Source organism: Nonomuraea soli, from assembly GCF_013761175.1.
GTDB classification, from domain to species: Bacteria; Actinomycetota; Actinomycetes; order Streptosporangiales; family Streptosporangiaceae; genus Nonomuraea; species Nonomuraea soli.
In genome coordinates this window covers 993,902-1,019,699 of the sequence record NZ_JACDUR010000004.1, presented here as the reverse complement: position 1 = coordinate 1,019,699, position 25,798 = coordinate 993,902, and the positions used below count along the sequence as shown (strand labels likewise).

General features: G+C 70.3%; 23 protein-coding genes. 9 read left to right on the top strand and 14 right to left on the bottom strand.

The window, feature by feature from the left end:
• Positions 1 to 3: 3 nt before the first annotated feature.
• The 3 genes from HNR30_RS23245 to HNR30_RS23235 are packed head-to-tail and all read right to left on the bottom strand — an operon-like array spanning position 4 to position 3,715.
• Entirely contained in the window at positions 4 to 1,197 is a 1,194-nt protein-coding gene (locus HNR30_RS23245) for an ABC transporter substrate-binding protein (RefSeq protein WP_246378910.1), read from the bottom strand.
• Between the two features lie 23 nt (positions 1,198 to 1,220).
• Complete coding sequence (locus HNR30_RS23240; RefSeq protein ID WP_181612034.1) at positions 1,221 to 2,279, bottom strand: ABC transporter ATP-binding protein; 1,059 nt, start codon at positions 2,277 to 2,279, stop codon at positions 1,221 to 1,223.
• A gap of 2 nt (positions 2,280 to 2,281) precedes the next feature.
• Positions 2,282 to 3,715, bottom strand: coding sequence for a gamma-aminobutyraldehyde dehydrogenase (locus HNR30_RS23235; RefSeq protein WP_181612199.1), 1,434 nt, complete (start codon positions 3,713 to 3,715; stop codon positions 2,282 to 2,284).
• A gap of 163 nt (positions 3,716 to 3,878) precedes the next feature.
• On the opposite strand from HNR30_RS23235, the gene HNR30_RS23230 reads away from it, so the two are divergent.
• The 4 genes from HNR30_RS23230 to HNR30_RS23215 all read left to right on the top strand — a co-directional run bounded on the left by HNR30_RS23230 (position 3,879) and on the right by HNR30_RS23215 (position 6,468).
• Positions 3,879 to 4,373: an Lrp/AsnC family transcriptional regulator gene (locus tag HNR30_RS23230; RefSeq protein WP_181612033.1), complete on the top strand. Its 495-nt coding sequence runs from the start codon at positions 3,879 to 3,881 to the stop codon at positions 4,371 to 4,373.
• A gap of 111 nt (positions 4,374 to 4,484) precedes the next feature.
• A complete protein-coding gene (locus HNR30_RS23225) occupies positions 4,485 to 5,333 on the top strand; it encodes a lytic polysaccharide monooxygenase auxiliary activity family 9 protein (protein WP_220133828.1) in 849 nt (282 codons plus the stop codon).
• Complete coding sequence (locus tag HNR30_RS23220) at positions 5,333 to 5,863, top strand: DUF305 domain-containing protein (protein WP_181612032.1); 531 nt, start codon at positions 5,333 to 5,335, stop codon at positions 5,861 to 5,863. Before HNR30_RS23225 ends, HNR30_RS23220 begins: the two co-directional genes overlap by 1 nt.
• Positions 5,864 to 5,874: 11 nt before the next feature.
• Entirely contained in the window at positions 5,875 to 6,468 is a 594-nt protein-coding gene (locus HNR30_RS23215) for a hypothetical protein (protein WP_220133827.1), read from the top strand.
• Here the strand turns inward: HNR30_RS23215 and HNR30_RS23210 are convergent.
• Genes HNR30_RS23210 through speB form a run of 3 tightly spaced genes read right to left on the bottom strand, consistent with a single transcriptional unit; the run spans position 6,413 to position 9,470 of the window.
• Complete coding sequence (locus tag HNR30_RS23210; protein WP_181612196.1) at positions 6,413 to 7,051, bottom strand: cyclase family protein; 639 nt, start codon at positions 7,049 to 7,051, stop codon at positions 6,413 to 6,415. The two genes, HNR30_RS23215 and HNR30_RS23210, sit on opposite strands and share 56 nt — an antisense overlap.
• On the bottom strand, positions 7,051 to 8,541 hold the full coding sequence (locus tag HNR30_RS23205; protein ID WP_181612031.1) for a purine-cytosine permease family protein: 1,491 nt from the start codon (positions 8,539 to 8,541) through the stop codon (positions 7,051 to 7,053). Before HNR30_RS23205 ends, HNR30_RS23210 begins: the two co-directional genes overlap by 1 nt.
• The gene (gene speB / locus HNR30_RS23200) at positions 8,538 to 9,470 is read right to left on the bottom strand and encodes an agmatinase (RefSeq protein WP_181612030.1); all 933 of its coding nucleotides are present in this window, start codon (positions 9,468 to 9,470) and stop codon (positions 8,538 to 8,540) included. The genes HNR30_RS23205 and speB overlap by 4 nt, the downstream gene beginning before the upstream one ends.
• A 73-nt stretch (positions 9,471 to 9,543) precedes the next feature.
• On the opposite strand from speB, the gene HNR30_RS23195 reads away from it, so the two are divergent.
• On the top strand, positions 9,544 to 10,992 hold the full coding sequence (locus HNR30_RS23195; RefSeq protein WP_312894576.1) for a PucR family transcriptional regulator: 1,449 nt from the start codon (positions 9,544 to 9,546) through the stop codon (positions 10,990 to 10,992).
• Between the two features lie 36 nt (positions 10,993 to 11,028).
• On the opposite strand, the gene HNR30_RS50250 is transcribed toward HNR30_RS23195, so the two are convergent.
• From HNR30_RS50250 to HNR30_RS23155, 8 genes are all read right to left on the bottom strand, one after another.
• On the bottom strand, positions 11,029 to 13,692 hold the full coding sequence (locus tag HNR30_RS50250) for a glycoside hydrolase family 38 N-terminal domain-containing protein (protein WP_181612028.1): 2,664 nt from the start codon (positions 13,690 to 13,692) through the stop codon (positions 11,029 to 11,031).
• Positions 13,682 to 14,734 (bottom strand): Gfo/Idh/MocA family protein, encoded by a 1,053-nt coding sequence (locus HNR30_RS23185; protein WP_181612027.1) that lies wholly within the window; start codon positions 14,732 to 14,734, stop codon positions 13,682 to 13,684. Before HNR30_RS23185 ends, HNR30_RS50250 begins: the two co-directional genes overlap by 11 nt.
• Positions 14,731 to 15,540 (bottom strand): sugar phosphate isomerase/epimerase family protein, encoded by an 810-nt coding sequence (locus HNR30_RS23180; RefSeq protein ID WP_181612026.1) that lies wholly within the window; start codon positions 15,538 to 15,540, stop codon positions 14,731 to 14,733. Before HNR30_RS23180 ends, HNR30_RS23185 begins: the two co-directional genes overlap by 4 nt.
• Positions 15,531 to 16,691: a CehA/McbA family metallohydrolase gene (locus HNR30_RS23175; RefSeq protein WP_181612025.1), complete on the bottom strand. Its 1,161-nt coding sequence runs from the start codon at positions 16,689 to 16,691 to the stop codon at positions 15,531 to 15,533. The genes HNR30_RS23180 and HNR30_RS23175 overlap by 10 nt, the downstream gene beginning before the upstream one ends.
• Positions 16,688 to 17,737, bottom strand: coding sequence for an ABC transporter ATP-binding protein (locus HNR30_RS23170; protein ID WP_181612024.1), 1,050 nt, complete (start codon positions 17,735 to 17,737; stop codon positions 16,688 to 16,690). The genes HNR30_RS23175 and HNR30_RS23170 overlap by 4 nt, the downstream gene beginning before the upstream one ends.
• A 64-nt stretch (positions 17,738 to 17,801) precedes the next feature.
• On the bottom strand, positions 17,802 to 18,620 hold the full coding sequence (locus tag HNR30_RS23165) for a carbohydrate ABC transporter permease (protein WP_181612023.1): 819 nt from the start codon (positions 18,618 to 18,620) through the stop codon (positions 17,802 to 17,804).
• The gene (locus HNR30_RS23160; protein WP_181612022.1) at positions 18,617 to 19,564 is read right to left on the bottom strand and encodes a carbohydrate ABC transporter permease; all 948 of its coding nucleotides are present in this window, start codon (positions 19,562 to 19,564) and stop codon (positions 18,617 to 18,619) included. Before HNR30_RS23160 ends, HNR30_RS23165 begins: the two co-directional genes overlap by 4 nt.
• Complete coding sequence (locus tag HNR30_RS23155) at positions 19,539 to 20,903, bottom strand: extracellular solute-binding protein (protein ID WP_181612021.1); 1,365 nt, start codon at positions 20,901 to 20,903, stop codon at positions 19,539 to 19,541. The genes HNR30_RS23160 and HNR30_RS23155 overlap by 26 nt, the downstream gene beginning before the upstream one ends.
• A gap of 243 nt (positions 20,904 to 21,146) precedes the next feature.
• Here HNR30_RS23155 and HNR30_RS23150 point away from each other — a divergent pair, with 243 nt between their 5' ends.
• The 4 genes from HNR30_RS23150 to HNR30_RS23135 are packed head-to-tail and all read left to right on the top strand — an operon-like array spanning position 21,147 to position 25,735.
• Entirely contained in the window at positions 21,147 to 22,016 is an 870-nt protein-coding gene (locus HNR30_RS23150) for a Cgl0159 family (beta/alpha)8-fold protein (protein ID WP_181612195.1), read from the top strand.
• On the top strand, positions 22,013 to 22,861 hold the full coding sequence (gene iolB / locus HNR30_RS23145; RefSeq protein ID WP_181612020.1) for a 5-deoxy-glucuronate isomerase: 849 nt from the start codon (positions 22,013 to 22,015) through the stop codon (positions 22,859 to 22,861). Before HNR30_RS23150 ends, iolB begins: the two co-directional genes overlap by 4 nt.
• Positions 22,858 to 24,678, top strand: coding sequence for a 3D-(3,5/4)-trihydroxycyclohexane-1,2-dione acylhydrolase (decyclizing) (gene iolD / locus HNR30_RS23140; protein WP_181612019.1), 1,821 nt, complete (start codon positions 22,858 to 22,860; stop codon positions 24,676 to 24,678). The genes iolB and iolD overlap by 4 nt, the downstream gene beginning before the upstream one ends.
• Before the next feature lie 34 nt (positions 24,679 to 24,712).
• Entirely contained in the window at positions 24,713 to 25,735 is a 1,023-nt protein-coding gene (locus HNR30_RS23135) for an AI-2E family transporter (protein ID WP_181612018.1), read from the top strand.
• Positions 25,736 to 25,798: the final 63 nt, after the last annotated feature.

Genomic DNA, 25,798 nt, shown 5'->3' with positions numbered 1-25,798 from the left:
GGGTCAGGCCTGCGTGATCGCTTGGAAGATGCCGTTGTAGACCTGCTCCTCGGCGGTGGTCAGGCTGCGGTAGGCGCGGAGCTTGGCGTAGTCGGCGTCGGTCGGGAAGATCAGCGGGCTGTCGACCATCGCCTGCAGGCCTTCCTTGTCCTCACCCTCGGCGGTGCCGAGCTTCTGGGTGAGGATGTCCTTGACCGCCGGGACCGGCGAGATGTACTGGATGTACTCCTCCAGCTGCGCGGCGGCGGCCGGCTGGTAGAGGTAGTCCATCAGCATCAGGGCGTCGACGGGGTTGGCCGCGCCCTTGGGGATGAGCATGTTGTCGGTCCAGATCGTGCCGCCCTCCTGCGGCACGACGAAGCCGACCGGCTCACCGGCGAGCTGGCGCTGGAAGACGTCGCCCGACCAGCCCATGGTCAGCCAGACGTCGCCCTTGGAGACGGCGTCGATGTAGTTCTGCTCGTAGTACTTGCGCACGATGCCGTCTTCGCGCTGCTTCTTCAGCAGCTCGCCGGCCTTGCGCCAGTCGGCCTCGGTCGACTTCTCCGGGTCGACGCCGATGGCGAACATACCGAAGTTGCCGATCTCCTGGGCGTCGCTGTGCATGCCGACGCGACCCTTGTACTTGGGGTCGAACAGCGCCTGGATGCTCGTGGGAGCTTCCTTGACGTGGTCGGTGTTGTAGGCGATGCCGGTGATGCCCGAGGTGTAGGGCACGGTGTACTGGTTGCCCGGGTCGTAGGCGCGCTGCTTGTACTTGTCGCCGGCGTTGGCGGCGAAGTTGGGCAGCTGCGCGTGGTCGAGCGGTACGGCGTAGCCGAGCTCGATCATGTGCTGCAGCTGGACGCCGTTGGTCATGACGACGATGTCGTAGCCGAGCGACTGGCCGGCGGCCAGGACGGGGCGCGACTTGCCGAAGAACTCGGCGTTCTCCTGGATGACTTCCTTGTACTCGTAGGAGATGCCGCTGGCCTGGCTGAAGGCCTTGAGCGGCGCCTGGTCCTCGGGCATGTACTCGGGCCAGTTGGCGAAGACGACCTTGCCGTTCTTCTTCTGCTTGGCCCAGAAGTCCTTGACCGCGTCCGGCTTGGGGGCGGCCTGCTTCTGACCCTGGACGCCGCAGGCGGCGAGGGCGAGAGCGGCAGCCGACAAACCGCCGAGCTTAAGGACATTTCGCCGCGTGCGGGGCGTGGTCATCCCACGGAGGAGCAGAGGGTCCATCAACTTCCAATCACGTACGAGTGCTGCGGCTGCCACGACAACCAGACGGAGTCGCCCCGCTCCGCTGTCAGAGTGGCATCCACGGCATTCTGCTGAAACACCGTTACCTCGGCCCCGTCAGCGAGGCGGACGGTGTAACTGTTATATGTGCCCAGGTAGACCACTTCATCCACCTTTCCGGGCACGGCCGAAATTTCACCTTCTGGCCGGTCCGGGCAGATGGTGATCTTCTCGGGTCGTACGGTGACGGTGACATCCCCGTCCTGGCCGGGCACCAGTACCCTGCCCTCGCCGAGCTTCACCACGCCCGCGACAGCCGTACCCGACAAGAGATTGGATGTGCCGATAAATCCGGCCACGAACGGACTGGCGGGCCGCTCGTAGATCGTGCGCGGGTCGGCGAGCTGCTCCACCAGGCCGTCGTTCATCACCGCGATGCGGTCGCTCATGGTGAGCGCCTCGCTCTGGTCGTGGGTGACGTAGACGAAGGTGATGCCCACCTCGCGCTGGATGCGCTTGAGCTCCAGCTGCATCGCCTGGCGCAGCTTCAGGTCCAGGGCGCCGAGCGGCTCGTCGAGCAGGAGGGCCCGCGGGTGGTTGACCAGTGCCCTGGCCAGGGCCACCCGCTGCTGCTGCCCGCCGGACATCTCGCGCGGACGGCGCTTCTCGCGGCCCTTGAGGTCGACGATCTCCAGGATCTCGCCCACCCGGCGCTGGATGTCGGCCGTCGGCACCTTCTTCTGCTTCAGCCCGAAGGCGACGTTGTCCCAGACGTTCATGTGCGGGAACAGCGCGTAGGACTGGAAGACCATGTTCACGTCGCGCTTGTTCGGCGGGACGTTGGTGACGTCCTCGCCGTGCAGGCGGACCGACCCGCGCGTGGGCTCCTCGAAGCCCGCGATCATGCGCATCGTGGTGGTCTTGCCGCACCCGGAGGGGCCGAGGAGGGAGAAGAACTCCCCCTCGGCGATATCCAGCGTGACGCCCTTCACAGCCTGGACGACCTCGCCGTGTGACGTGTATTCCTTGACGACGCCGTCAAGCTGGATCGCGTGCAAACCTAGTCTCCGATGTAGTGCATGACGTGCTTGACCCGGGTGTAGTCGTGCAGGCCGAACACCGACAGGTCCTTGCCGTAACCAGAGTGCTTGAAGCCGCCGTGCGGCATCTCGCTCACGAAGGGTATGTGAGTGTTGACCCAGACCACGCCGAAGTCGAGGCGGTTCGACATGCGCATGGCCCGCCCGTGGTCGGAGGTCCACACCGAGCCGCTCAGGCCGTACTGCACGCCGTTGGCCTTGGCCAGGGCGTCGGCCTCATCGGAGAAGGTCTGCACGGTGATGACCGGGCCGAAGATCTCGTTCTGCACCATCTCGTCGTCCTGCTTGAGGCCGTCGACGACGGTGGGAGCGAAGAAGTAGCCCTTGTCGCCGACGCGGTGGCCGCCGGTGAGGACCTTGGCGTGACCGGGCAGGCGCTCGAAGAAGCCGCTGACCCTGGCCAGCTGGTTCTCGTTGTTCAGCGGGCCGTACAGGGCGTCCTCGTCGGACAGGTCGCCGGTGACGGTGCCCGACGCGGCCTCGCTCAGCGCGGCCACGAACTCGTCGTGGATGCTCTCGTGCACCAGCACGCGGCAGGCGGCGGTGCAGTCCTGGCCGGCGTTGTAGAGGCCGGCCGTGGCGATCTTGCCCGCGACGTCGGCGATGTCCTTGACGTCCTCGAAGACCACGACGGGCGCCTTGCCGCCGAGCTCCAGGTGGACGCGCTTGAGGTCGTCGGCGGCGCTCTTGGCGACTGCCATGCCCGCGCCGACGCTGCCCGTGATGGCCACCATCGAGGCGGTCGGGTGGCCGACCACCAGCGCGCCGGTCTCGCGGTCGCCGGTGACGACGTTGAAGACGCCGGCCGGCAGGACCTCACCGATGATCTCGGCGAGCTTGACGGTGGAGGCCGGGGTGGTGTCGGACGGCTTGAGCACGACCGTGTTGCCCGCGGCGATCGCGGGAGCGATCTTCCACACCGCCATCATCATCGGGTAGTTCCACGGGGTGACCTGGCCGATCACGCCGACGGGCTCGTGCCGGATGACGCTGGTGTGCTCGGCGAGGAACTCTCCCGCCGTCGGGCCCTCCAGCGTGCGGGCGGCGCCCGCGAAGAAGCGGAAGTGGTCGGCGGCGACCGGGGTCTCGTCCTCGGCCATGCGGGCGCGCGGCTTGCCGGTGTTGCGGCACTCGGCGTCGTTGATCTCGTCCGCGCGCGCCTCGATGGCGTCGGCCACCTTCAGCAGGAGATTGGCGCGCTCGCCCGGAGTGGTCGTCCCCCAGGTCTCGAAGGCGGCAGCCGCGGCGGCGTAGGCCGCGTCGACGTCCTCCTGGCCGGAGACGGGTGCCTGGAGATAGGCCTCACCGGTGCACGGATCGATGACATCGGAGTAGCGGCCGCTCTTGGCATCCACGAACTTCCCGTTGATGAAGTTCTGCAGACGATTCAAGATGTGACCTCCTGGTGAGGTGGGCTGGGTTGCCGCGACTCTGACAGAGCAACCTGGCCTCGACAAGGGATTCCGTTGCGACGATACCAAAATGCTACGAATTCGCTTGACAGAGGGCGGAGAACTGACAACATGTCGCACCAACGACGCTTGCGGAAGGTGATCCATGACGACACCGCCAAAGGCACGCCGGGGGAACGACGCTGTGGCGGGACCCGTCGTGCTCGACGACCTCTCCAAGCAGATCATCGAACAGCTGCAATCCGACGGTCGCATGCCGTACGCCGCCATCGGTAAGGCGGTCGGGCTCTCCGAGGCCGCGGTACGGCAGCGCGTCCAGCGGCTGCAGGACACGGGTGTCATGCAGATCGTGGCGGTGACCGATCCGCTCACGCTCGGCTTCCCGCGGCAGGCGATGATCGGCATCAACTGCGAGGGCGATCTGGAGGCGGTCGCCGACGAGCTCGCGGCGATCACCGAGATCGACTACGTGGTGCTGACGGCCGGGTCCTTCGACGTCATCGTCGAGGTCGTGTGCGAGGGCGACCCGCACCTGCTCGAGATCCTCAGCAAGATCCGGGCCATCCCCGCCGTGCGGGCCACGGAGTCCTTCGTCTACCTGAAGCTGCGTAAGCAGACCTACTCCTGGGGCGCCCGCTAGGGGGGCCCAATTTTCCTTAAGAGCCGCATAAGAGCCTTGCGTGCCAGCGGTGGGGTGATTAATTCTTAGGAAGGTTTCCTTTTAATTCCTGTTCACCCCCCAGGAGTTGAAGTGCGCAGAACAGTTCTGGCCGCGGCCGCCGCGGTCACGGGAGCGGTCGTCCTGCTTCCCGCGAGCGCGGCCCACGCTCACGGCACCATGTCCAACCCGCCCAGCAGGGTCTACGTCTGCAAGAACGAAGGCCCCGAGACCCCCAAGTCAGACGCCTGCAAGGCCGCCGTGGCGGCCGGAGGCACGCAGGCCTACTACGACTGGAACGAGGTGTCGCTGCTGGAGGCCGGTGGGCGGCATCGCCAGTTGATCCCCGATGGCAAGCTGTGCAGCGCGGGACGCGACAAGTATCGCGGCCTCGACCTGCAGCGCGCGGACTGGCCCGCCACGAACGTGCGCTCCGGCGCCTTCACGCTGACCTACCACGCGTCCGCTCCGCACTCCAACAGCAACTTCGAGTTCTACATCACCCGCGAGGGCTGGAACCCGACGATGCCGTTGAAGTGGTCGGACCTGGTGCACATCCAGACCTTCAACAACCAGAACCCGTCGACCTTCACCAACTGGACGATCAACCTGCCCCAGCGCAGCGGCAGGCACATCCTGTACTCCATCTGGCAGCGCGTGGTGGGCAGCAACGAGGCCTTCTACACCTGCTCCGACGTGAACTTCGGCGGCGGCACGACGCCCTCGCCGTCGCCCACGCCGACCGTGACGGTCTCGCCGACCTCCAGCCCGACACCCACCCCGACGGTCACCCAGCCGGGCGGGACCTGGGCGGCGGGCACCGCCTACCGGGCCGGTGACCGTGTCACCTACAACGGCTCCACCTACGAGTGCCTGCAGCCGCACACCGCACTGACCGGCTGGGAGCCGCCGAACGTCGCGGCGCTGTGGCGCAAGGTCTGATGAAAGCAGTCGTGTTCCTGCTCGCCGTCCTGCTCCTCGCGGGGTGCGGGGCGGCCGAGCAGAACGCCGCCGATCCGGTCAACGCCGACGACGTCATGTTCCTGCAGATGATGATCCCCCATCACAAGCAGGGCGTGGAGATCGTCAGGCTGGGGCGGGAACAGGCCAGGAGTGCCGAGCTCAAGACCCTGGCCGCGGCGATCGAGAGCACCCAGACGGAAGAGATCACCCGGATGACCCGGTGGCTGCACGGGTGGCGGCAGCCGCTCACGGCTCCGTCGGACGCCCATGCCGGTCACGAGGTCCCCGAGACCGACTTCCAGAAGATCACCTCCCTGCGCAAGTCGAAGAACTTCGACCGCGACCTGCTCAACCTGCTCATCGCCCACCAGGACGACGCCGCCCAGCTGGCGGTCAAGGAGGGCTTCGCCGGCGCCAACCCCGAGGTGAAGGACTGGGCCAAGCAGGTGGAGCTGTCACGCAAGGACCAGATCACGCTGATGCTCTCCCTGCTGAAGAAGACGCCCTAGGATCACGCTTTGTGATCGTCCTCGTCTGCGGCGCCTCGGGAACGGGCAAGAGCCGCCTGTCCTACCCTCTGGCCGCGCGCCTCGGAGTGCCGCTGGTCGAGGTCGACGACATCGTCGAGGCGCTGAAGGCCGTGACGACGCCCGAGCAGCTGCCGGCGCTGCACTACTGGGACGCCCATCCGGAAGCGGTCCACCTGCCTCCCGAGGAGATCGTGGAGCTGCAGATCGCCGTCGCCCGCGCGCTCGTGCCGGCGGTCGAGGCGGTCGTCGGCAACCATCTGTCGACCTCCACGCCCGTGGTCATCGAGGGCGACTACCTCCTGCCTGTCGTACGGCGGGGCGTCAGATCGATCGTGCTGCACGAGGCCGACGAGGAGCAGCTGGTCGCCAACTACCGCGCACGTGAGCCCGAGGAGGGCGAGCAGCGCGGGCGCGCCCGGGTGAGCCTGCTGTACGGCGACTGGCTCGCCGAGCGGGGACGCCTGGCCGGGGCGCCGGTGGTGCCCGCCCGGCCGTGGTCCGACGTGCTGGACCGTGTCGCGGAGGAGCTCAGGCGATCTTCGCCACCGCCCGCACCGGAGCACCGTCCGCCGAGCCGATCCTGATCGGCAGCAGCGACAACTCGATCGGCCGCCCCGCACGCTGAGCGGCGATCACCGGCTCCAGGTTGGTGAGGTTCTCCCCGATCACCACGTGGGCCCCGCAGAGCTCCCGGTGGGCCGGGAAGGTCTGGGCGGGCGTGGGGTCGACGCTGAGCGCGTCGATCGCCACCGCCCGCGTGCCGCGCGCCACGAGCAGGGCGGCGGCGCCCCAGCTCAGGTACGGATGCTCCAGGTAACGCTCGCTCCCCCAGTACGCCGACCAGCCGGTGGCGACCAGCACCAGCACGTCGGGCGGCACCTCGGAGAAGGCCGAGGCGGGGATGGCGGAGCGCGGCGGCATGCCGCGCACGTCCACCACCACACACGGGCCCACGAAACGCGACAGCGGCAGCTCGTCGAGGTCGGGCAGCGAGTCGTCGATGTGGAACGGGGCGTCGACGTGCGTGCCCGACTGTGAGCCGAGGTGGAGGGCGAGCACGTTGACCCCGTCGGCCGCCACGGTGAGCGCCGGGGCGACCAGCACCTCGGGATCGCCCGGGTAGACGGGCATGCCGCTGGTGATCGGCACGGACAGGTCGATCAGCATCACACCTCTACTGTGACAGCAACGATCGGCGGTACGGGGGTGTCGGCGCTCCTGACCCACCGGGGTCCTTGCGGACCGAACACCTCGCGGGGCTCGGGGAAGAGCGTCAGCAGCGCCAGGTAGAGCAGCGCGGCCAGGGCCAGGCCGAGCGGCAGCGAGATGTCGACGCCTCCGGCGAGCTCGCCGAACGGCCCGACGAACTGGCCGGGCAGGTTGACGAAGAGCAGCGCGACCAGCGCGGCGGTGACCCAGGCGGTCAGGCCGCGCCAGTTCCAGCCGTGCGTGAACCAGTAGCGCCCGCCGCGCTGGCGGCGGTTGAACACCTGCAGCGCCTCCGGGTCGTACCAGCCGCGCCGGGTGACGTAGCCGAGCGTCATGATGATCATCCAGGGCGCCGTGCAGGTGATGATGAGTGTGGCGAAGGTGGAGATCGAAGCGGTGAGGTTGGCGGCGAAGCGGCCGATGAAGATGAAGACGATCGACAGGGTGCCGATGAACAGCGTCGCCTGGACCCGGGAGAAGCGCGGGAAGACGCTGGAGAAGTCCAGGCCGGTGCCGTACAGCGAGGTCGTTCCCGTCGACATGCCGCCGATCAGGGCGATGAGGCAGACGGGGACGAAGAACCAGGCCGGGGAGACGGCCAGCAAGCCGCCGACGTAGTTGGCGCCGTAGTCGGGGGCCTTGACGGCGGCGATCGAGGCGGTGGCCAGGCCGAAGGTGAAGGGGATGATCGTGGCGATCTGCGACAGGAAGGCCGCCGCCATGACCTTGCGCCGTGGTGTCGAGGCGGGGATGTAGCGCGACCAGTCGCCGAGGAAGGCGCCGAAGGAGACCGGGTTGGACAGCACGATCAGCGCCGCCCCGATGAAGGAGGGCCAGAACAGCTCCGGCGTCACCGACCCGGCGTAGGAGGGGTCGAAGTCTCCGGCGAAGGCGAAGGCGCCCAGCACGAACAGCAGGGAGGCGGCGGCGACGGCGATCTTGTTGACGAAGAGCATGAAGCGGAAGCCGTACACGCACACGATCAGGACGAGCCCGGCGAACACCGCGTAGGCCAGGCCGTACATCACGTCGTTCTCCGGGAGGCCGACCAGCCGGTGCGCGCCCCCGACCAGGGCGTCGCCCGACGACCAGACGGAGATGGAGAAGAAGGCGATCGCGGTCAGCAGCGACAGGAACGAGCCGACGACCCGGCCGTGCACGCCCAGGTGGGCGCTGGAGGAGACGGCGTTGTTGGTGCCGTTGAGCGGGCCGAACAGCGACATCGGCGCCAGGATGAGCGCGCCGACGACCAGGCCGAGCACGGTGGCGGCCAGTCCCTGCCAGAACGACAGGCCGAACAGGATGGGGAAGGCGCCGAGCACGCAGGTGGCGAAGGTGTTCGCGCCGCCGAACGCCACCCTGAACAGGTCGAACGGGGTGGCGGTCCGGTCGGCGTCGGGGATGCGCTCGACGCCGTAGGTCTCGACTTCGGTGATGGGGGTGCTCACTTGTTCTCCCGGAGGGCTAGGAGGCTGACCAGGTCGTAGGCCACGTGCGAGGCGGCGATGGAGGTGATCTCGGCGTGGTCGTAGGCGGGGGCGACCTCCACCACGTCCGCGCCGACCAGGTTGCATCCGGCCAGGCCGCGCAGGATCTCCAGCAGCTCCCGGCTGGTCATGCCGCCGGCCTCCGGGGTGCCGGTGCCGGGCGCGTGGGCGGGGTCGAGCACGTCGATGTCGACCGAGACGTACAGGGGGCGCTCGCCGATGCGCTGACGCAGGGCGTCGACGACCTCGTCGATCCCCCGGCGCATGACGTCGGCGGAGGTGACGATGCCGAAGCCGAGGCGGCGGTCCTCCTCCAGGTCGCGCTTGCCGTACAGGGGGCCGCGGATGCCGACGTGGCTGAGCGCCTCGGTGTCGAGGATGCCCTCCTCGACCGCGCGGCGGAACGGGGTGCCGTGGGTGTAGGCGGCGCCGAAGTAGGTGTCCCAGGTGTCGAGGTGGGCGTCGAAGTGCAGCAGCGCGACCGGTCCGTGCTTGCGGGCGGCGGCGCGCAGCAGCGGCAGTGCGATCGTGTGGTCGCCGCCGATGGTGACCAGGCGGGAGTCGATGGACGACGCGGCCGCGTCGATGGTCTCGACCGCCTCCTCGATGTGGAACGGGTTGCACGCGATGTCGCCGCCGTCGGCGACCTGGACCCGCTCGAACGGCGAGACGTCGAGGCCCGGGTGGTAGGGCCGCAGCAGCCGCGAGGCCTCGCGGACCGCCGCCGGGCCGAACCTGGCGCCGGGCCGGTAGGACACGCCGCTGTCGAAGGGCACGCCGATCACGGTCACGTCGGCCCGCTCCACCTCGTCCAGGCGTGGCAGCCGGGCGAAGGTGGCCGGTCCGGCGAACCGGGGGATCTTGCTGGAGTCGACGGGTCCTCGAGTCATGACGCAGAGTGTGCAAGCCGCGCCGCCGGGGGACAATTGTGCTCGCCATGAAAGTGGTTCCTATGCTTTGTGGGTGGCCACAAAAGTCTCGGTGGAGGATCTTGTCCGCTCCCCCGCTCTCCAGCTGCGGGTTCTCGCCGGGGAGCCCGGTCTGTCGCGCCCTGTGTCGTGGGCGCACGTCAGCGAGCTCGACGACCCGACGCCGTGGTTGCTGGGCGCCGAGGTCATCATGACGACGGGCATCGCGATCCCCCGTACGGCGGCGGCCCAGCGGGCCTACCTGGAGCGCCTCGACGACGCCGGGGTGTCGGCCCTGGCGTTGTCGGCCCAGCTGCACGTGCCTCCGCTGCACGCGGCCTTCTTCGACGCGGCGACGGAGCGTGGCATGCCGGTGCTGGAGGTGCCGCTGGCGGTGCCGTTCATCGCCATCGCGCAGGAGGTGGCGGCGGCCGTGCAGGAGGACGCGAGGCAGCGGCTCGGCGCCCAGTTGCAGGTGTTCGGCGCGCTGCGCTGGCTGGCCGCCGAGGATCTCGACACCGCCTCCCTCTTCCGGCGGCTGGAGCGGCTGTCCGGCTACGACGTCTTCGCCTGCACGCCCGCGGGCCGCCCGCTGCTGCCCGGCGTGCCGGTCCCCGATCCGGCGGTGATCCCGGACGAGCCCGACGCCCCGCCGACCATTCCGGGCGGTTTCGTGCTGCCGGTGCCCGCGCCGGGAGGCCCCGCCGGCTTCATCGTGGCCCTCGGCCGCGACGGCGCGCAGCCCGCCGGGCTCGCGGTCGCCCAGCACATCGCCACCGTGGCGGCCCTGCAGGTGGCCATGGCACGCCACGACCGTGAGACGCTACGCCGCGAGGGCGCCGAGACCCTCGCCGAGCTGCTGCAGGACGTACTCGACCCGGCCACCGCGCGCCGCCGCCTGGCCCGCCTGGGCCTGGAGGCGGACGTGGTGCTGCTGGTCGTGCGAGGCGTCCCCGACGACCAGCTGCGCCGCGCCCTCGACGACCTGCCCCATCTGCTGCTGCGCCGGGGCGACGACCACCACGTGCTCGGGCCGGAGTCGCTCTGCGAGGCCGTCGCCTCGGTGCCGGGGGTGTCGGCCGGGGTCTCGCGGCCCTTCCCGCCCGGCGAGTCGACCCGCGTGGCCCAGCGGGAGGCCGGATGGGCGGCCTCACGGGCCGCCGAGTCGGGCCGGCCGCTGGTGCACTACGGCGAGGACACGACAGGACGCTGGCTGCCCGACGATCCGTGGACCCTCACCGCCCTGGTCGAGCACGTGCTGGGCGAGGTGCTCGCCTACGACTCCGCGCACGGCTCGCGGCTGGTGACCTCGGTGCGCACCTGGATGGAGCGCGACCGGCGCACCGAGGAGGCCGCGTCGGCGCTGCACGTGCATCCCAACACCCTGGCCTACCGGCTGCGGCGCTTCTCGGCGCTGACCGGGCGCGACCTGTCGTCGACCGAGGCCTTCGCCGAGGTGTGGCTGGCGATCAGGGCCGCGCGCCAGCTCGGCATGCAGGACTAGGCCGGTCGTCATGGTGCGGCCGCGGTCCGGAAGTGATCATCGGAGCAGCTGCACCGTGACGATCTCCCAGGCACGCACCGGCAGCCGCAGTGTGCCCTCGCTCACGGTCAGCTCCTCGCCCGGCCGTCCGCGCAGGTCGGCGCGGCGGGCGGCGGTGATGGCGCCCGACACGACCGCCTCGCCCGCCTCGTGGGCGAGCATGCGCAGCTCCAGCCGGCCGTCACGCCTCCTGAGCGAGGTCATGACCGCGCCGCTCACCTCCAGCCCGGTGCCCGCCTCCGGCAGGCCGAGCCCGCGCGGGCCGGAGCCGGGGACGGCGAGCAGGTCGTGGCGGAAGACCTCCGCCGCCGGCGCGACCTGCGGACCGTACGGCATGAGCGCCAGGCTCACCTGCCTCACCCCGCGCGACTGGGCGGCAGGGGTCGCCAGCTGCGGACCGGCGGGCTCGGGCCGCAGGCCGTTGCGGTTGCGCGACAGGTAGCCGACCGAACGCAGCAGGGTCAGTGCCAGCTCGTTGTCCTCGGTGACCTCGTACTCCGTGACGTGCTCCAGCAACACCGCGGCGCCGCCCGCGGCCACCCACCCGGAGGCGGGGAAGGTCGGCAGCGGGGTCTCGCCGCAGCCTCCCTCACTCGTCAGCGGGCGCTCGACCACCGCGAACTGGCCCTCGGCCAGCGAGCTTGTGGCCCGCTCCGGCAGGGGGACGTGCAGGCGCACCCGGTGGTCGACCGAGCGGTTGTCGAAGGTGACGGTCAGGCGCACGAACGGCTCGCCCGCCCGCAGCTCGACGCGGGTGGTGACGACGGTCTCCTCGGTGCCTTCCGGGCCCTGCTCGGGCGGGGCGTCGGCCCAGGAGCGGGGGTCGGGCTCACCGGTGCGGTGACCGCCGTACCTTGGCCAGTCGTAGGTCCGGCGCACGTCGAACGCCGCCACGATCGGGCCTGAGCAGATCGGCTCCACCTCGACCTGGGACGGCTGGTCGACCAGCAGGTCGTGGACGGGAGGGGCGTGGTTGTAGGTGTCGCCCACGTCGCCGCCGTCGACGATCCGCCCGGCGCCGGTGATGGCGACGCCGTCCTGGCCGGTGAGGGTCAGGGTGCCGTCGTCGGCGAGCTCGACGGTGACGAGGCCGTTGGTGAGCGCCGTACGAGGCGCGCCGGAATCCACCGGCGTCTCGACTCGCCGCACCGGCGCGGTGGGGGCGGCCGCCTGGCCCAGCGGCGCGACGGGCGCGAGGGCGACGTGGCCGAGAGGGGGGACCTCGACCAGGGCCGCCACCGTGCGGCGGGGCTCGGCCTCGATGCGGACGCGGGTGACGCCCTCCAGGTGGCCGCGCAGCTCGGCGACGTTGAACGCCACGTCGGAGTCGCGGGCGACGGTGAAGGTGAGCACGCCGTCCTCGACCGACCAGCCGGTGATGTGCTGGCCGTACAGCTCGGTGCCGTGGATGAAGCTCAGCGCGACCGAGGGCTCCATCTCCTCGTCGAGCAGGAGCGTCGGCGCGTATTCGAGGGTCTGCGAGGGCACCGGCAGCGGGTCGAGCCCGGCGACCTCGAAGAACGCGACGCTCTGCCGTACGGCTGGCGTCGGGTTGACGACGAGCACGGCTCCCGCGGGCACGGTGGCCGACAGCCGGGCGGTGACCATGTCGCGGACCGCCTGGCCGAGGTGTTCGGCCTCGGCGATGCGGGCGGCGACCTGCTGGGCGGTGTCGTCGACCCCGCAGCCGGTGACCGAGTCGTGTCCCGAGGCGTCGACCAGGCGCCACCAGGCCATGTCGAGGAAACGTCCCGGCCAGTCGGCTCCCCACAGGGCCGCCAGGGGTTCGGCGTACCGCTCGACCATGCGCTCGGCGCGGCCCATGGCCTGCTTGACGTGCGCGCGGACCGAGATGACGCCGGGCAGGATGTTGGCGCGGGCGTGGGAGCGCAGCTCGCCGGCGACGACAGGCAGGCCGTCGGCCGTTCCGCCGACGAACCCTGACAGGGTGTCCATGCGGGCGCCCAGGGCGGTCACCATCGCGGGCAGTCCGGCGACGGGCGCGGAGTGGTCGGCGCCGTACATGGCCAGGAAGGGCCCGCTCCCCCAGCGCGCCATGCGCTCGACGAACTCGGCGGCACGCTTGTCGAGCTCGCCTGGCACCTCGAACAGGTGGGCGCCGTTGCCGTAGCCGCCCTCGGGAAGGTACTGCGTGCGGATCGGGGTGCCGTCGGGCGCGACCCAGGAGAAGGCCGAGGTCACGACCGAGGACGGCACGCCGCGGTAGACGCACGCGTGCTCCAGGCCCGCCAGCCGCAGGATCTGCGGCATCTGGGCGGTGTGGCCGAACATGTCGGGCAGGTAGCCGACCGGCATGTGCCCGCCGAGCTTGTCGGCCCGCTCCATGCCGATCTCCAGGTTGCGGACGATCGTCTCGCCGGAACACAGGAACTCGTCGAGCAGGATCTGCCAGGGCCCGATCGCCAGCCGCCCCTGGAGCACCAGCGCCTCGATGCGGCCCTGGTTCTCCGGCCGCACCTCCAGGTAGTCGTCGACGCAGGCCATCTGCCCGTCGAGGGTGAAGTGGTAGCCGGGATCGGCCTCCATGCGGTCGAGCACCTCGTCGAGCAGGGAGACCAGCCGCAGCCTGAACCGCTGGAACGGCTCGTACCACTCACGGTCCCAGTGGGTGTGCGGGACGACGACGATGTCAGAGCTCACGGGCTTCCCCTCCGAGAGGAAGAGCGTTCTGTACGGCGAAGCGGGCGGCGATACGTTGCGCGGTGACGATGTCCTCCAGGGCCCCCTCGGCCCCGGTCAGCGGTTCCTCGCCCGCGTGGAAGGCCAGGAGCTGCGTCTCGAAGGCCTCGGTGACGTCACGCCACTCCGTGCGCGCCTCGCCGGGCGAGACGACGGTCAGCACGGTCGGGGCGTTCATCAGGTACGGCGAGGGGAAGGCCAGCTCCAGCGTGCCCTCCGAGTGGTGGATCGCGACGGTCTCCCGGTAGGCCGGGTAGTCCTCCAGGTAGTGCCACCTGATGGAGAACCGCGCGGAACCGGGCAGCAACCCGGAGATCTCCACGGAACCGGGCGCCGGACCCCAGGTCGCCACGTGCTCGACGGCGGTGGGCGAGCCGGTGAAGCGCCGCAGCAGCGACAGGTCGTGGCAGATGGAGCCGAGGCTGATGTTGTAGACCGAACGCACACTCTCCGGAGCGTCGGCCCCCAGAGCCTGGTCCAGCAGCGCCTGCTCCGCCTTGCGCACCTGCGTCAGATCGGCGTCGGCGGCATGGACCAGGTTGGCGAAGGCGAGCTGCGACTCCCCGCTCGGGTGCAGCACGGTGACCTCGACCGAGCGGATCTCCACATCGCGCAGCAGCTCGACGGCCCGCAGGACCGCCGGGTCGTACTGCTTCATGTAGCCGACCATCAGCCTGCCCGGCGGCAGGGCCGCGACCTCGGCCCTGGTCAGGGCCAGGGGCTTCTCGCAGAACACCGCGTAACCGGCTTCGAGCGCCAGCCGCACCGTCTCGCCGTGCGAGCCGGAGGCCAGCACGAGCACCGCGTCGAAACCGCCGTCGGCGAGCATGGCCTGCAACGAGGTGTAGCGGCCCGGGGCGCCCAGCCGGTCGGCGACGGCGTCGGCGAGCGTCCGCGACAGGTCGCAGACCGCCCGCACCTCGAACAGCTCGCGCCGCCTGGACAGCAGCGGCACGTAGACGGCCTGCGTCACGGCCCCGCATCCGACGAGAGCAATTCTCACAGTCCCAGCTCCTTCAGCTTTCTCAGGTTGGCGGCCTGGTCGGCGACGATGTCGGCGGTGCGGCGGTGGGCGGGCAGGGTGTCCTGCTCGACGACGATCCAGCCCTCGTAGTCGCGCAGCGCGGCGACGACGCCCGGCAGGTCGAGGTCGCCCTCGCCCAGCGGGGTGAAGACGCCCGCGCCCATCATGGAGCGCAGGTCGCCGTTCATGAGGGCGGACGAGGCGTCCTTGACGTGCACCTGGCCGATGCGTTCCGACCAGTCGGCCAGCGCCTTGACCGGGTCTCCGCCGGCCAGCAGGAGGTGGCCGGTGTCGAGGCAGAGCTTGACGTCGGTGAGCTCCAGCAGGCGCTCGATCTCGTCGGGCGTCTCGACGGCGTGACCGAGGTGGTGGTGCAGGGCGGGCTCGTAGCCGCGCTCCCTGCATCGGTCCGCGGCGGCCTGGACCTGCGCCGCGAATGCCGCCCAGTCCGTCATCTCCGGCTCGCCGTGCCCGGGGCGGGCGAAGCGGGCGGGCATCGACGGGGGTCCCAGCGTGGGCACCGGCCTGAACGGAGCCGAGGGTGCGCGGCCGAAGGCGTCGAGCGTGGCGTCGAGGTCGTCGAAGGACTCCTCCGGCACGTCCACCCAGCCGCCCGCCAGGCGCAGCCCCGCGAGCCTGCCCAGGTCGAGGTAGCCCAGCGGCCCCAGGTCGATGCCGTCGTACCCGGCCTCGGACAGGGCGGCGACCAGTTCCTCCGCGGCGAGTGGCGGCTGTCCCGGCTCGAAGACGCCGAAGCTCACCGGCGCGTTCGCGATCAGGCGCACAGCGCCATCACCTCGTTCTCGTGGGTCTCCAGCCGGTGCGTGCCCGCTCCGCCTGACAGCAGGACCCGCTCGCCGCGGATCACCTGCCGAAAGCCGTCGGGACGCACCAGCACCAGGCCGTCGGCGTCGAGGGCGAGCAGTTCGTCGCCGAGTCTCAGCAGCAGCGGCGCGTCGGGCCCGGCCGAGATCGCGGTACGGCCCTGCCGTACGGCGTCGAAGACCAGCGTCGGGTCCTCGGCCAGCACCCAGGTCGTGGGCGCGCCGGGCAGGCCGTCGCTGCCGTCGCGGTGGAAGTCGCTGCCGCCGATCGGGATCACGTCGTCGCGCCAGGCTTCCGCCCAGGCCAGCGGGGCTCCCCAGCGGCGGTCCCACCAGCCGGAATGCCACACCTCGGCGACCTGCGGCCTGTTCTTGATCGGCTGCAGCCAGGCGCAGTCGCCGCCGAGCGGGTGGTTGATCGACATCAGGCCACGCTCGGTCCAGGAGTCTGCGTCCTGGCGGAAGTCGACCCAGCCGACGTCGCCGAAGACGTTGGCGTGCCCTCGGTCGGTGGTGACCTCCTGGCCGGGCAGCAGCGTGATGCCGTCGGCGAGCGGCAGCTCGGGGTGATGGCTGACGGTGTTGTGGTCGGTCACGGCCAGGAAGTCGAGGCCGCGGCTCCTGGCCAGCTGCGCCAGCTGGGGCACGGTCAGCGAGCCGTCGCTGTGCACGGTGTGGGCGTGGAAGTCGCCCGCCCACCATCGCAGCGCGCCGACGGCCGGGATGTCGCGCGCGGGCGGCCGCTCGGCGGTCGGCACGACGGGATCGGCGGGCCTGGCCGGGACCTCGGCGGAGGTGGTGATGTCGAGCTCGAAGTCGAGGCCGCCGGGTGGGATGCGGTGCAGCCGCAGCCAGACCTGCCACACCCCCGGCTCGATCTCGCCCGGCAGGTAGCCGGGCGTGGCCCACTCGCGGGTGACGGTGTACTCGTCGCGCGCGCCGCCCGACCAGCCGCGGAAGCCGTACGGCGAGCCGCACCCCAGGTCGAGCACGCCCTGCGAGCGGTCGTAACGCAGCTTCACCGTCACCGCGGCCGTCCCGGCGGGCACCTCGAAGGGCACCTCGCGCAGGATGCGCTCCAGCCGGTCGTCCAGTGTCCAGCGTGACCTCACACCAGCTCCCCGTCTCGGTAGATCAGCGCCCGGTCGGTCCTGGGCACCGCGTAGCCCTCGTCGCCCAGCGCGGGCTCGTCGCCTTCCGGCACGATGACCTGCACCGTCTCACCCGCCGCTTCGAGGGTGACGAGGTGGGAGGCCCCCAGGCTCTCGGAGAGCACGACCTTCCCCGCGATGGAGCCGTCGACGGGTTCGACGGAGTAGGTGACGTACTCGGGACGCACGCCGTACACGATCTTCTCTCCATCCCTGAGACCGGCGGCAGGGGCGGGCACCTTGCACCCTGCCACCTCCAGGGTCTCGCCGCGAACGGTCCCGTCAAGCAGGTTCATCGGGGTCGAGCCGATGAATCCTGCGACGAAGGTGTTCGCCGGGCGCTGGAAGACCTCGGCGGGGGTACCGATCTGCCGGATGTGCCCGGCCTCCATGACCGCCATGCGGTCGGCCATGGCCAGGGCCTCGGCCTGGTCGTGGGTGACGAAGACGGTGGTCACGCCCAGCTCGCGCTGGAGTTTCTTGAGGAAGGTGCGGGCCTCCAGGCGCAGCCGCGCGTCGAGGTTCGACAGCGGTTCGTCGAACAGGAAGGCCTGCGCCTGGGTGGCCATCACGCGGGCGAGGGCGACACGCTGCTGCTGGCCGCCCGACAGCTGTCCTGGCCTGCGGTCCATCAGGCCCTCGAGGCCCAGCCGGGCGCCGACCTCGGCGGCCTTGGCGGTCCGCGCGGGCTTGGCGACCTTCTTGATGCGCAGCGGGTAGGAGATGTTGTCGGTGACGTCCATGTGCGGGAAGAGCGCGTAGTCCTGGAAGACCATCGCCACGTCCCGCGCGCCCGGCTGGACGTGGGTGACGTCCTTGGAGCCGATCACGACCTGGCCGGAGGTGGCGGTCTCCAGGCCCGCGATGGTGCGCAGCAGGGTGGTCTTGCCGCAGCCCGAGGGGCCGAGCAGCGCGAAGAACTCGCCGTCGCGGATCTCCAGGTCGAGGGCGTCGAGCGCCTTCACCCCGCCCGGATAGACCTTGGTCAGGCTCTTGAGCTCGATCATGAGGCCTCCTTCGTCGGCCTCACGATCAAGATGCTGTGCCTATTGATGACCTCGACAAGCTCGGTCATGCCTTGATCCCTCCGTGGAAGCGGAAGCCGTACTTCTTGCTGACGAACAGATACATGAGCACCACGGGGATGGAGTAGAGCAGTCCGAACGTGGACAGCAGGCGCAGGTTGGCCTGGCCGCCCTCGGTGTACAGGGTGTACATGATCACCGCGGCGGGTTGCTTCTCCACGTCGCTGAGGAGCAGGTAGGGCATGAGGAAGTTGCCCCAGACGTTGGCGACCGCCCACACCGCGATGGTCGCCAGGCCCGGCCGGACCAGGGGCACCACCACGTGCCGCACGATCTGCAGGGGCGAGGCGCCGAAGACGCGCGCCGACTCCTCGTAGGACTTGGGCGTGGAGTCCATAAAGTCCTTCAGCATGAAGATCGCGGCGGGCAGCAGGCCGCCGGTCATGATGAGGATCAGCCCGAACTGCGAGTCGATCAGCCCGACGGTGACCGCGAGCTGGAAGAGCGGGACCATCGCCGCGGTGCCCGTGATGATCGAGGAGAGCAGCAGCAGGGTGTAGAGCAGCGCGTCGCGGCCGGGCATGCGGACCCGGCTGAGCGCGTAGGCCGCCAGGGCGGCCAGCGCCACGACGATGACCGCCGTGCCGATCGCCAGGATCAGGGAGTTGCCCAGCGAGCCGAGGGCGTAGGGGTGCTCCCACATGGCGGCGAAGTTCGCGACCGTGAAGTCCGGGATCTTCACACGGTAGGTGGGGGTGTCGGTGAAGGGCGCGGTCAGCAGCCACAGCAGCGGGACGCTGAAGAAGGCCAGCACCACCGCGACGAAGGTATAGAAGCCGATGCGGCCCAGGACGAATCGCGTCATCGTTTTCTGAGCATTCTGAGATAGAAGACGGCCACCACCAGGTTGATCAGCAGGATGACGGTGGAGACGGCCGCGCCGTACCCCAGCTCGCCGCCGAACAGCGCCACCTTGTAGACGAAGACCGCCAGCACCTCCGACTTGCCGTCGGGGCCTCCCGCGGTGAGCAGGAACGGCGAGAAGTCGTTGAAGGTCCACAGGCTGATCAGCAGCAGGTTCGTGAGGATGTGGCCGCGGATGTGCGGGAAGATCACGTCGCGCAGTTGCTGCCAGGCGTTGGCTCCGGCCAGGCGGGCGCTCTCCAGGTGGCTGGGCGGGACGTTCCCGAGTGCCGCGCCGTACAACATCATCGAGAAGGCGGTGCCGCGCCAGGTGTTGAAGATGATGATCGACAACATCGGGTGGTCGATCAGCCAGGCGAAGCCGGGGATGCCGAGCAGCGCGTTGAGTGTGCCGCTGTCGCGGTCGAGCAGCGCCACCCACAGGAACGACACCACCGCGCTGGGCAGGATCCAGGCCAGGATGACCAGGCCTTCGACCAGCCGCTTGATCCGGCCGTGCAGCACCTTGGCCAGGATGAACCCGAGCACCGCCTGGCCGATGACCGCCGAGCCGAGCACGAACTGGAAGGTCAGCCAGGTGGAGTTGCCGAACCTGCCGTCGGTCAGGGCCTTGGCGAAGTAGTCGAGGCCGACGAACTCGGGGTTGGCCGCCGCCGCGCCGGTCAGGCTGTAGTTCGACAGGCCCAGCAGGATGACCCACAGGGCGGGGAAGACCAGGAAGATCGCGATGAGGATCAGCGCGGGCGCGACGAACGCCGCCGCCCTGCCGACTCCCAGGCCCGCGGCGTCGGTGGCGAACCGGGCCGCACCCGGCCGCGGCGCCTGAGCGCCGTGGCCGGGTGCCCCCTGGGCTTCCTCGTCAGCTTGCGATCTTGTCAGCGCCACCAACGAGTCCTTCGAGCTTCTTGGCGTAGTCGGCCGCCGCCTGGTCGGGCGCCGTGCCGTTGATCACCGCCGCGGACGCCTCCTGGAGCGCCACCGACACCTGCGGGTAGACCGCGAGCGGGGGCCGGTAGGCGGTCACCGGCAGCACGTTCTCCGAGATGTAGCTGAGCAGCGGGTCACCGGTGAGGATCTCCTTGTTGACGTCGTTGCGCGGCGTGATGCGCACCGCGCTCTTGGTCTCCTGCTTCAGCGCCTCGGGCGACAGGGTGAAGGCCAGCAGTTCGAAGGCCTCCTTCGGGTGCTTGGTGTTCGGGTTGAGCGTGCGCAGCGCTCCGCCCGACATGCTCACGAAGTCCTGGCCGCGGATGCCCTTGCCGGGCTCGATCGCCGGGATCCTGGTGAAGCCGACGACCGTGTCGCGGTCGGCCATCTTGGCCACGCCGTCCTTGGGGTTGACGACGCCGCGCCAGAAGTAGTCGCCCTCCATCAGGATGCCGATCTTGCCCTCGGCGAACTGGGCGAACGACTTGTCGCGGCCCTTGGCCTCCTGCTGGAGCTTGGGGTCGCCGAGCCCACTGCCGCCGTAGATCTTCTGGTAGAGCGTGAGCGCGTCCTTGAGCGGCTGGGTCGCGCCCGACCACTTGCCGTCCTTGTAGACCTCGCCGCCGGCCCCCGCCAGCAGCGGCAGCACGCCCTGCATGGTGGTGGCCTCGCCCATCGCGGTGCCGGCGTTGATCTGGATCGGCACGGGGACGCCGGAGTCCTTGAGCTTCTGCGCGGCGTCGAGCACCTCCTGCCAGCTGGCCGGCTGCCAGTCGGCGGGCAGGCCGGCCTTGGAGAAGAGGGTCTTGTTGAAGTAGAGCACGCGGCCGTCGGTGCCGATCGGCAGGGCGTAACGTTTGCCGTTGAAGGTGGTCAGGCCCTGGACGGCTTCGGGGATCTGGGCCCAGCCGTCCCACTTCTCGCTGTCGGGCGCCACCTCGGCCAGCGGCTTGATGTAGCCGGCCTCGGCGAACTCTCCGGCCCAGATGCCGTCGATGTCCATGATGTCGGCGCCCTTGCCGGACTTGAGGTCCAGGGCCAGCTTGGTCTTGTACTGCTCGTCGTCCACGCCGTTCGGGACGAACTTCACCTTGACGTTGGGGTGCGTCTTCTCGAACTCGGGGATGATCCACTTGGTCAGGTGATCGGCGGCGTTGGCGTTCTTGCCACCCGCGATCGCGTTCTGGGTGATGGTCAGCTCGATCGTGCCGCTGCCGGATTCGCCGGAGCCGCCGCTGCCGCAGGCCGTTAAGGCCAGGCCCGAAGCGGCGAGCACTGCGACCACTGATCTCTTCATGCATACCCTCCGGGGCTGTCCGAAATGGGAGGCATCAGGGCGCCTAATATGTCATGACATGAAGACGACGTAAAGACCTGTTATCAACTCGTGGGTCTGGCTTACGCTGCGGTTTCGCGGTCAGTAAACGATTCCACTCGATGTGACGGGGAGATGTCATGGACAGCGATTACGGTCCTGTCACAATCTAAGGCATGATGTCATGACATACTGTGTTTCTAGGGAGGCGCCTTGGACATCACGATGAGCGGGTACGACCGGCTGACTCACATCCGGGCCACCAGGCCGTCGCTCATCGCCGAGGCCGCATCCCGGCGCGTTCCCGGCGTCCTGAAAGACCGGCTCTTCCTCCTGGCCGCCGACCACCCGGCCCGCGGCTCGCTCGCCGTACGCGACCGGCCCCTGGCGATGGCCAGCCGCCACGACCTGCTCGACCGCCTCCGGCTGGCCCTGTCGCGTCCCGGCGTCGACGGCGTGCTCGCCGCGCCCGACGTGATCGAGGACCTGCTGCTGCTCGGCGCGCTCGACGGCAAGATCGTGATCGGCTCCATGAACCGCGGCGGCCTGCCCGGCACCGTCTTCGAGGCCGACGACCGCTTCACCGCCTTCGACGCCGGCGCCCTGCTCGACTTACGCCTCGACGGCGGCAAGATGTTGTGCCGCATCGACCCGGGCGACCCCGCCACCGCCTCCACCCTCGAGGCGTGCTCGCAGGCCGTCAGCGCGCTGGCCAGGCGCGGGCTGCTGGCCATGGTCGAGCCCTTCTGGTCCGCGCGCGTCTCCGGCTCCCTGCGCAACGACCTGTCGGTCGAGGCCGTCATCCGCGCCGTCTCCGTCGCCCAGGCGCTCGGCACCACCTCGGCCTACACCTGGCTCAAGATCCCGTGCCTGCCCGAGATGGAGGCCGTCATGGCCGCCACCACGCTGCCCGCGCTGCTGCTCGGCGGCGACCCGGCGCACCTCGACTCCGCGCTGGCCTCCTGGGAGCGTGCCCTGCGCCTGCCGGGAGTGCGCGGGCTCGTCGTCGGGCGCGCGCTGCTCTACCCTCCAGACGACGACGTCGCCGCCGCGGTGGACGCCGCCGCCGCTCTGGTCAGGGAGGATTCTCGATGACGTTCATTCCGTACGGCAAGGCCGCCTCGTCACCCTGGTCCGTGGAGATCACGCCCGAGCTGGCCGGATGGACCTACTCCGGGCTGCGGATCGTGGAGTTGTCGGGCACGGTCACCTTCCCGACCGGGGAGGAGGAGATGCTCGTCGTCCCGCTCTCCGGCTCGTGCGCTGTGACGATCACCTCTGGTTCGCCGGCCGGCGACCCCGCGGTCTTCCGCCTGGCCGGCCGCGAGTCGGTCTTCTCCGGGCCCACCGACTTCGCCTACCTGCCGATCGGCGCCGCGGTCACGCTCACCGGCTCGGGCCGGATCGCCCTGCCCGCGGCCCGCGCGACCAGAGCGCTGCCGCCCCGGCACCAGCCCGCCTCCGCCGTCCCGGTCGAGATCAGAGGGGCGGGCCAGGCGACCCGCCAGGTCAACAACTTCGCCGCCCCCGGCGTCTTCGAGTGCGACAAGCTCGTCGCCGTCGAGGTGCTCACGCCGGCGGGCAACTGGTCCTCCTATCCCCCGCACAAGCACGACACCGCGCACGAGGGCGAGGCCGTGCTGGAGGAGATCTACTACTTCGAGGGCGGGCCCGGATACCAGCGCGTCTACAGCTCCGAGCGCGGCCACATCGACACCCTGGCCGAGGTCTCCTCGGGCGCCGTGGTGCTGGTCCCCTACGGCTACCACGGGCCGTCGATGGCGGCGCCCGGATACGACCTGTACTACCTGAACGTCCTGGCCGGCCCGGCCGACGAACGATCCATGGCCTTCTGCGACGACCCCGCGCACGCCTGGATCAGGGGGACCTGGACCGAGCAGGAGACCGATCCCCGGCTGCCCTTCGGGAGGACCCCATGATCAGGCTGTCGGTCGCGCAGGCCGTCACCCGTTTCCTCGCCGCACAGCACTCCGAGCGCGACGGTGTCGAGCGCCCCTTCTTCGGCGGGCTCTTCGGCATCTTCGGCCACGGCAACGTGGCCGGGCTCGGCCAGGCCCTGGCGGCCAACGGCGACCTGCCCTACCACCTGGCACGCAACGAGCAGGCGATGGTGCACACGGCCGCCGCCTACGCCAGGGCCAGCAACCGCCTGGCCACGCTGGCGTGCACCACCTCGATCGGTCCTGGCGCCACGAACATGGTCACCGGGGCGGCGGGCGCGACGATCAACCGGCTGCCGGTGCTGCTGCTGCCCGGCGACATCTTCTCCACCCGCGTGGCGAGCCCGGTGCTCCAGGAACTGGAGGACCCCCGCTCGTACGACATCTCCGTCAACGACTGCTTCAAGCCGGTCTCGCGCTACTGGGACCGGATCAACCGGCCCGAGCAGCTGCCGCCGGCGCTGCTGGCCGCGATGCGGGTGCTCACCGACCCGGTCGAGACCGGCGCGGTCACGCTCGCGCTGCCGCAGGACGTCCAGGCGGAGGGGTTCGACTGGCCGGAGGAGCTGTTCGGGCGCCGCGTGTGGCACATCCCGCGTCCGCGTCCGGAACAGGCGGTCCTGGAGCGGGCCGCCGCGCTGCTCAAGGGCTCGGCCCGGCCGCTGATCGTCGCGGGCGGCGGAGTGATCTACAGCGAGGCCTGCGAGGCCCTGCGAGCCTTCGCCGAGAGGTACGGCATCGCCGTCGCCGAGACGCAGGCGGGCAAGGGCGCTCTGCCGTACGGTCACCCGCTCGCGGCCGGGGCGGTCGGCGCGACCGGCACGACCGCCGCCAACACGCTGGCCCGCGAGGCCGACCTGATCATCGGCATCGGCACCCGCTACAGCGACTTCACCACCGCTTCCCGCTCGCTCTTCCCCGCCTCGGCCGCCGTGATCAACCTCAATGTGGCCGCCTTCGACGCGGGCAAGCTGACCGGGCTGCCGCTGGTCGCCGACGCCCGGGCCGGGCTGGCCGACCTCGCGCTCGCCTGCGAGGGCTGGGCCACCTCCGAGGCGTACCGCTCCCGCGTCGGCGAGCTCAACCGCGGCTGGAACGCCGCGGTCGACGCCGCCTACGCCCTGGACTCCTCGCCCGTGCTGCCCCAGCCGGCCGTCATCGGCGCGGTCAACGCGGCGGCGGGCGACGACGGCGTGGTCGTCTGCGCCGCCGGGTCGATGCCCGGCGACCTGCACAAACTCTGGCGGCCGAGCGGGCCGGGCAGCTACCACGTCGAGTACGGCTACAGCTGCATGGGCTACGAGATCGCCGGCGGCCTGGGCGTGAAGATGGCGCGCCCCGACCGCGAGGTCTTCGTGATGGTGGGCGACGGCTCGTACCTGATGATGGCCCAGGAGCTGGTCACCGCCGTCGCCGAGGGCGTCAAGCTCACGGTCGTGCTGGTCGACAATGCCGGGTTCGCCTCGATCGGGCGCCTGTCGGAGAGCGTCGGCGCCGAACGGCTCGGCACCTCCTACGCCCACCGCGGAAGCGGCCGCTACGACGGCGGGCCGCTGCCGGTCGACCTGGCTGCCAACGCGGCCTCGCTCGGAGCGGTGGTCCTGCGGGCCGAGAGCATCGACGACCTGCGCAAGGCGCTGGAGACGGCGCGGGCGTCCACGGCCACGACGGTCGTCTACGTGCGCACCGACCCGATGGTCGACTCGCCCTCCTCCGAGGCCTGGTGGGACGTTCCCGTCGCGGAGGACAGCGCAGGTTACGGGGCCTATCGGGAGGCGAAGCGCGAACAGCACTAGTGTCACTTCCGGCCCACGGGGGAAAGATCGCCCTATGGCCACCGCAACCAGGGCGTGGCGCGCACTCGGGGTGATCGCCCTCATCGTGGTGATCGCCCTGTTCCTGTGGTACCTGCGCACCGTCGTCATCCCGATCATCCTCGGCATGTTCCTGACCACGCTGTTCCTGCCGCCCGCGCGCTGGCTGCGCTCGCGCGGCATGGGACGCGGGCTGTCCACGACGCTCGTCTGCCTCGGCGGGGTGGTGCTGGGAGGAGCGTTCATCGCCCTGCTGGTACAGCCGACCGTCGACGGCTTCGCCCAGCTCAAGGAGAGCGTGGGCCAGGCCGTCGACCAGCTCCACGAGCTGGCGATCTCGCTCGGCCTGGACGACCAGACGCTCAACAACCTGCTGCAGCAGACGAGGGCCTACATCGACGAGCGGGCCAGCGAGCTGGCCACCAGCGCGCTGACCGGCGCCAAGGTGGTCGGCGAGGTCGTCATCGGGGCCGTGCTGGCCCTCATCCTCGCGATCTACTTCACCCACGGCGGCGACCGCCTCTTCGCCTGGCTGGTGGAGCTGCTGCCGATCAAGGCACGCCCCAGGGTGCGCGACGGCGGCGCGCTCGTCTTCGACGTGATCGGCCGTTACATCCGCGGCGTCGCCCTCGTCGGGCTCGTCGACGGGTTCTTCATCGGACTGGCCCTGTGGATCCTCAAGGTGCCCATCGCCCTGCCGCTGGCCGTACTGACCTTCATCGGCGCCTTCCTGCCGATCGTCGGAGCCTTCGTCGCCGGGCTCCTGGCCGCCGCCGTCGCCTTCGCCGCCCACGGCTGGGTGGTGGCGCTCATCGTGGTCGGCGTGACCATCGCCGTGCAGCAGATCGAAGGGCACGTGCTCGCGCCGCAGATCTACGGGCGGGCGCTCGACTTGCCGGGAGCCGTCATCCTCATCGCCATCGCGGTCGGCAGCGTCCTGGCGGGGATCACCGGAGCCTTCCTCGCCGCGCCCATCGCCTCGGCGGCGGTGGCACTCGTCAGGAACCGCGAGCTCAAGGGCGGCCTGGCGGCGGTCTAGATCAGTCCGGCGATCGGCCTTAGCTCAGCCCGGCGATCGGCTCCTCGGCGACCCGCTCCAAAT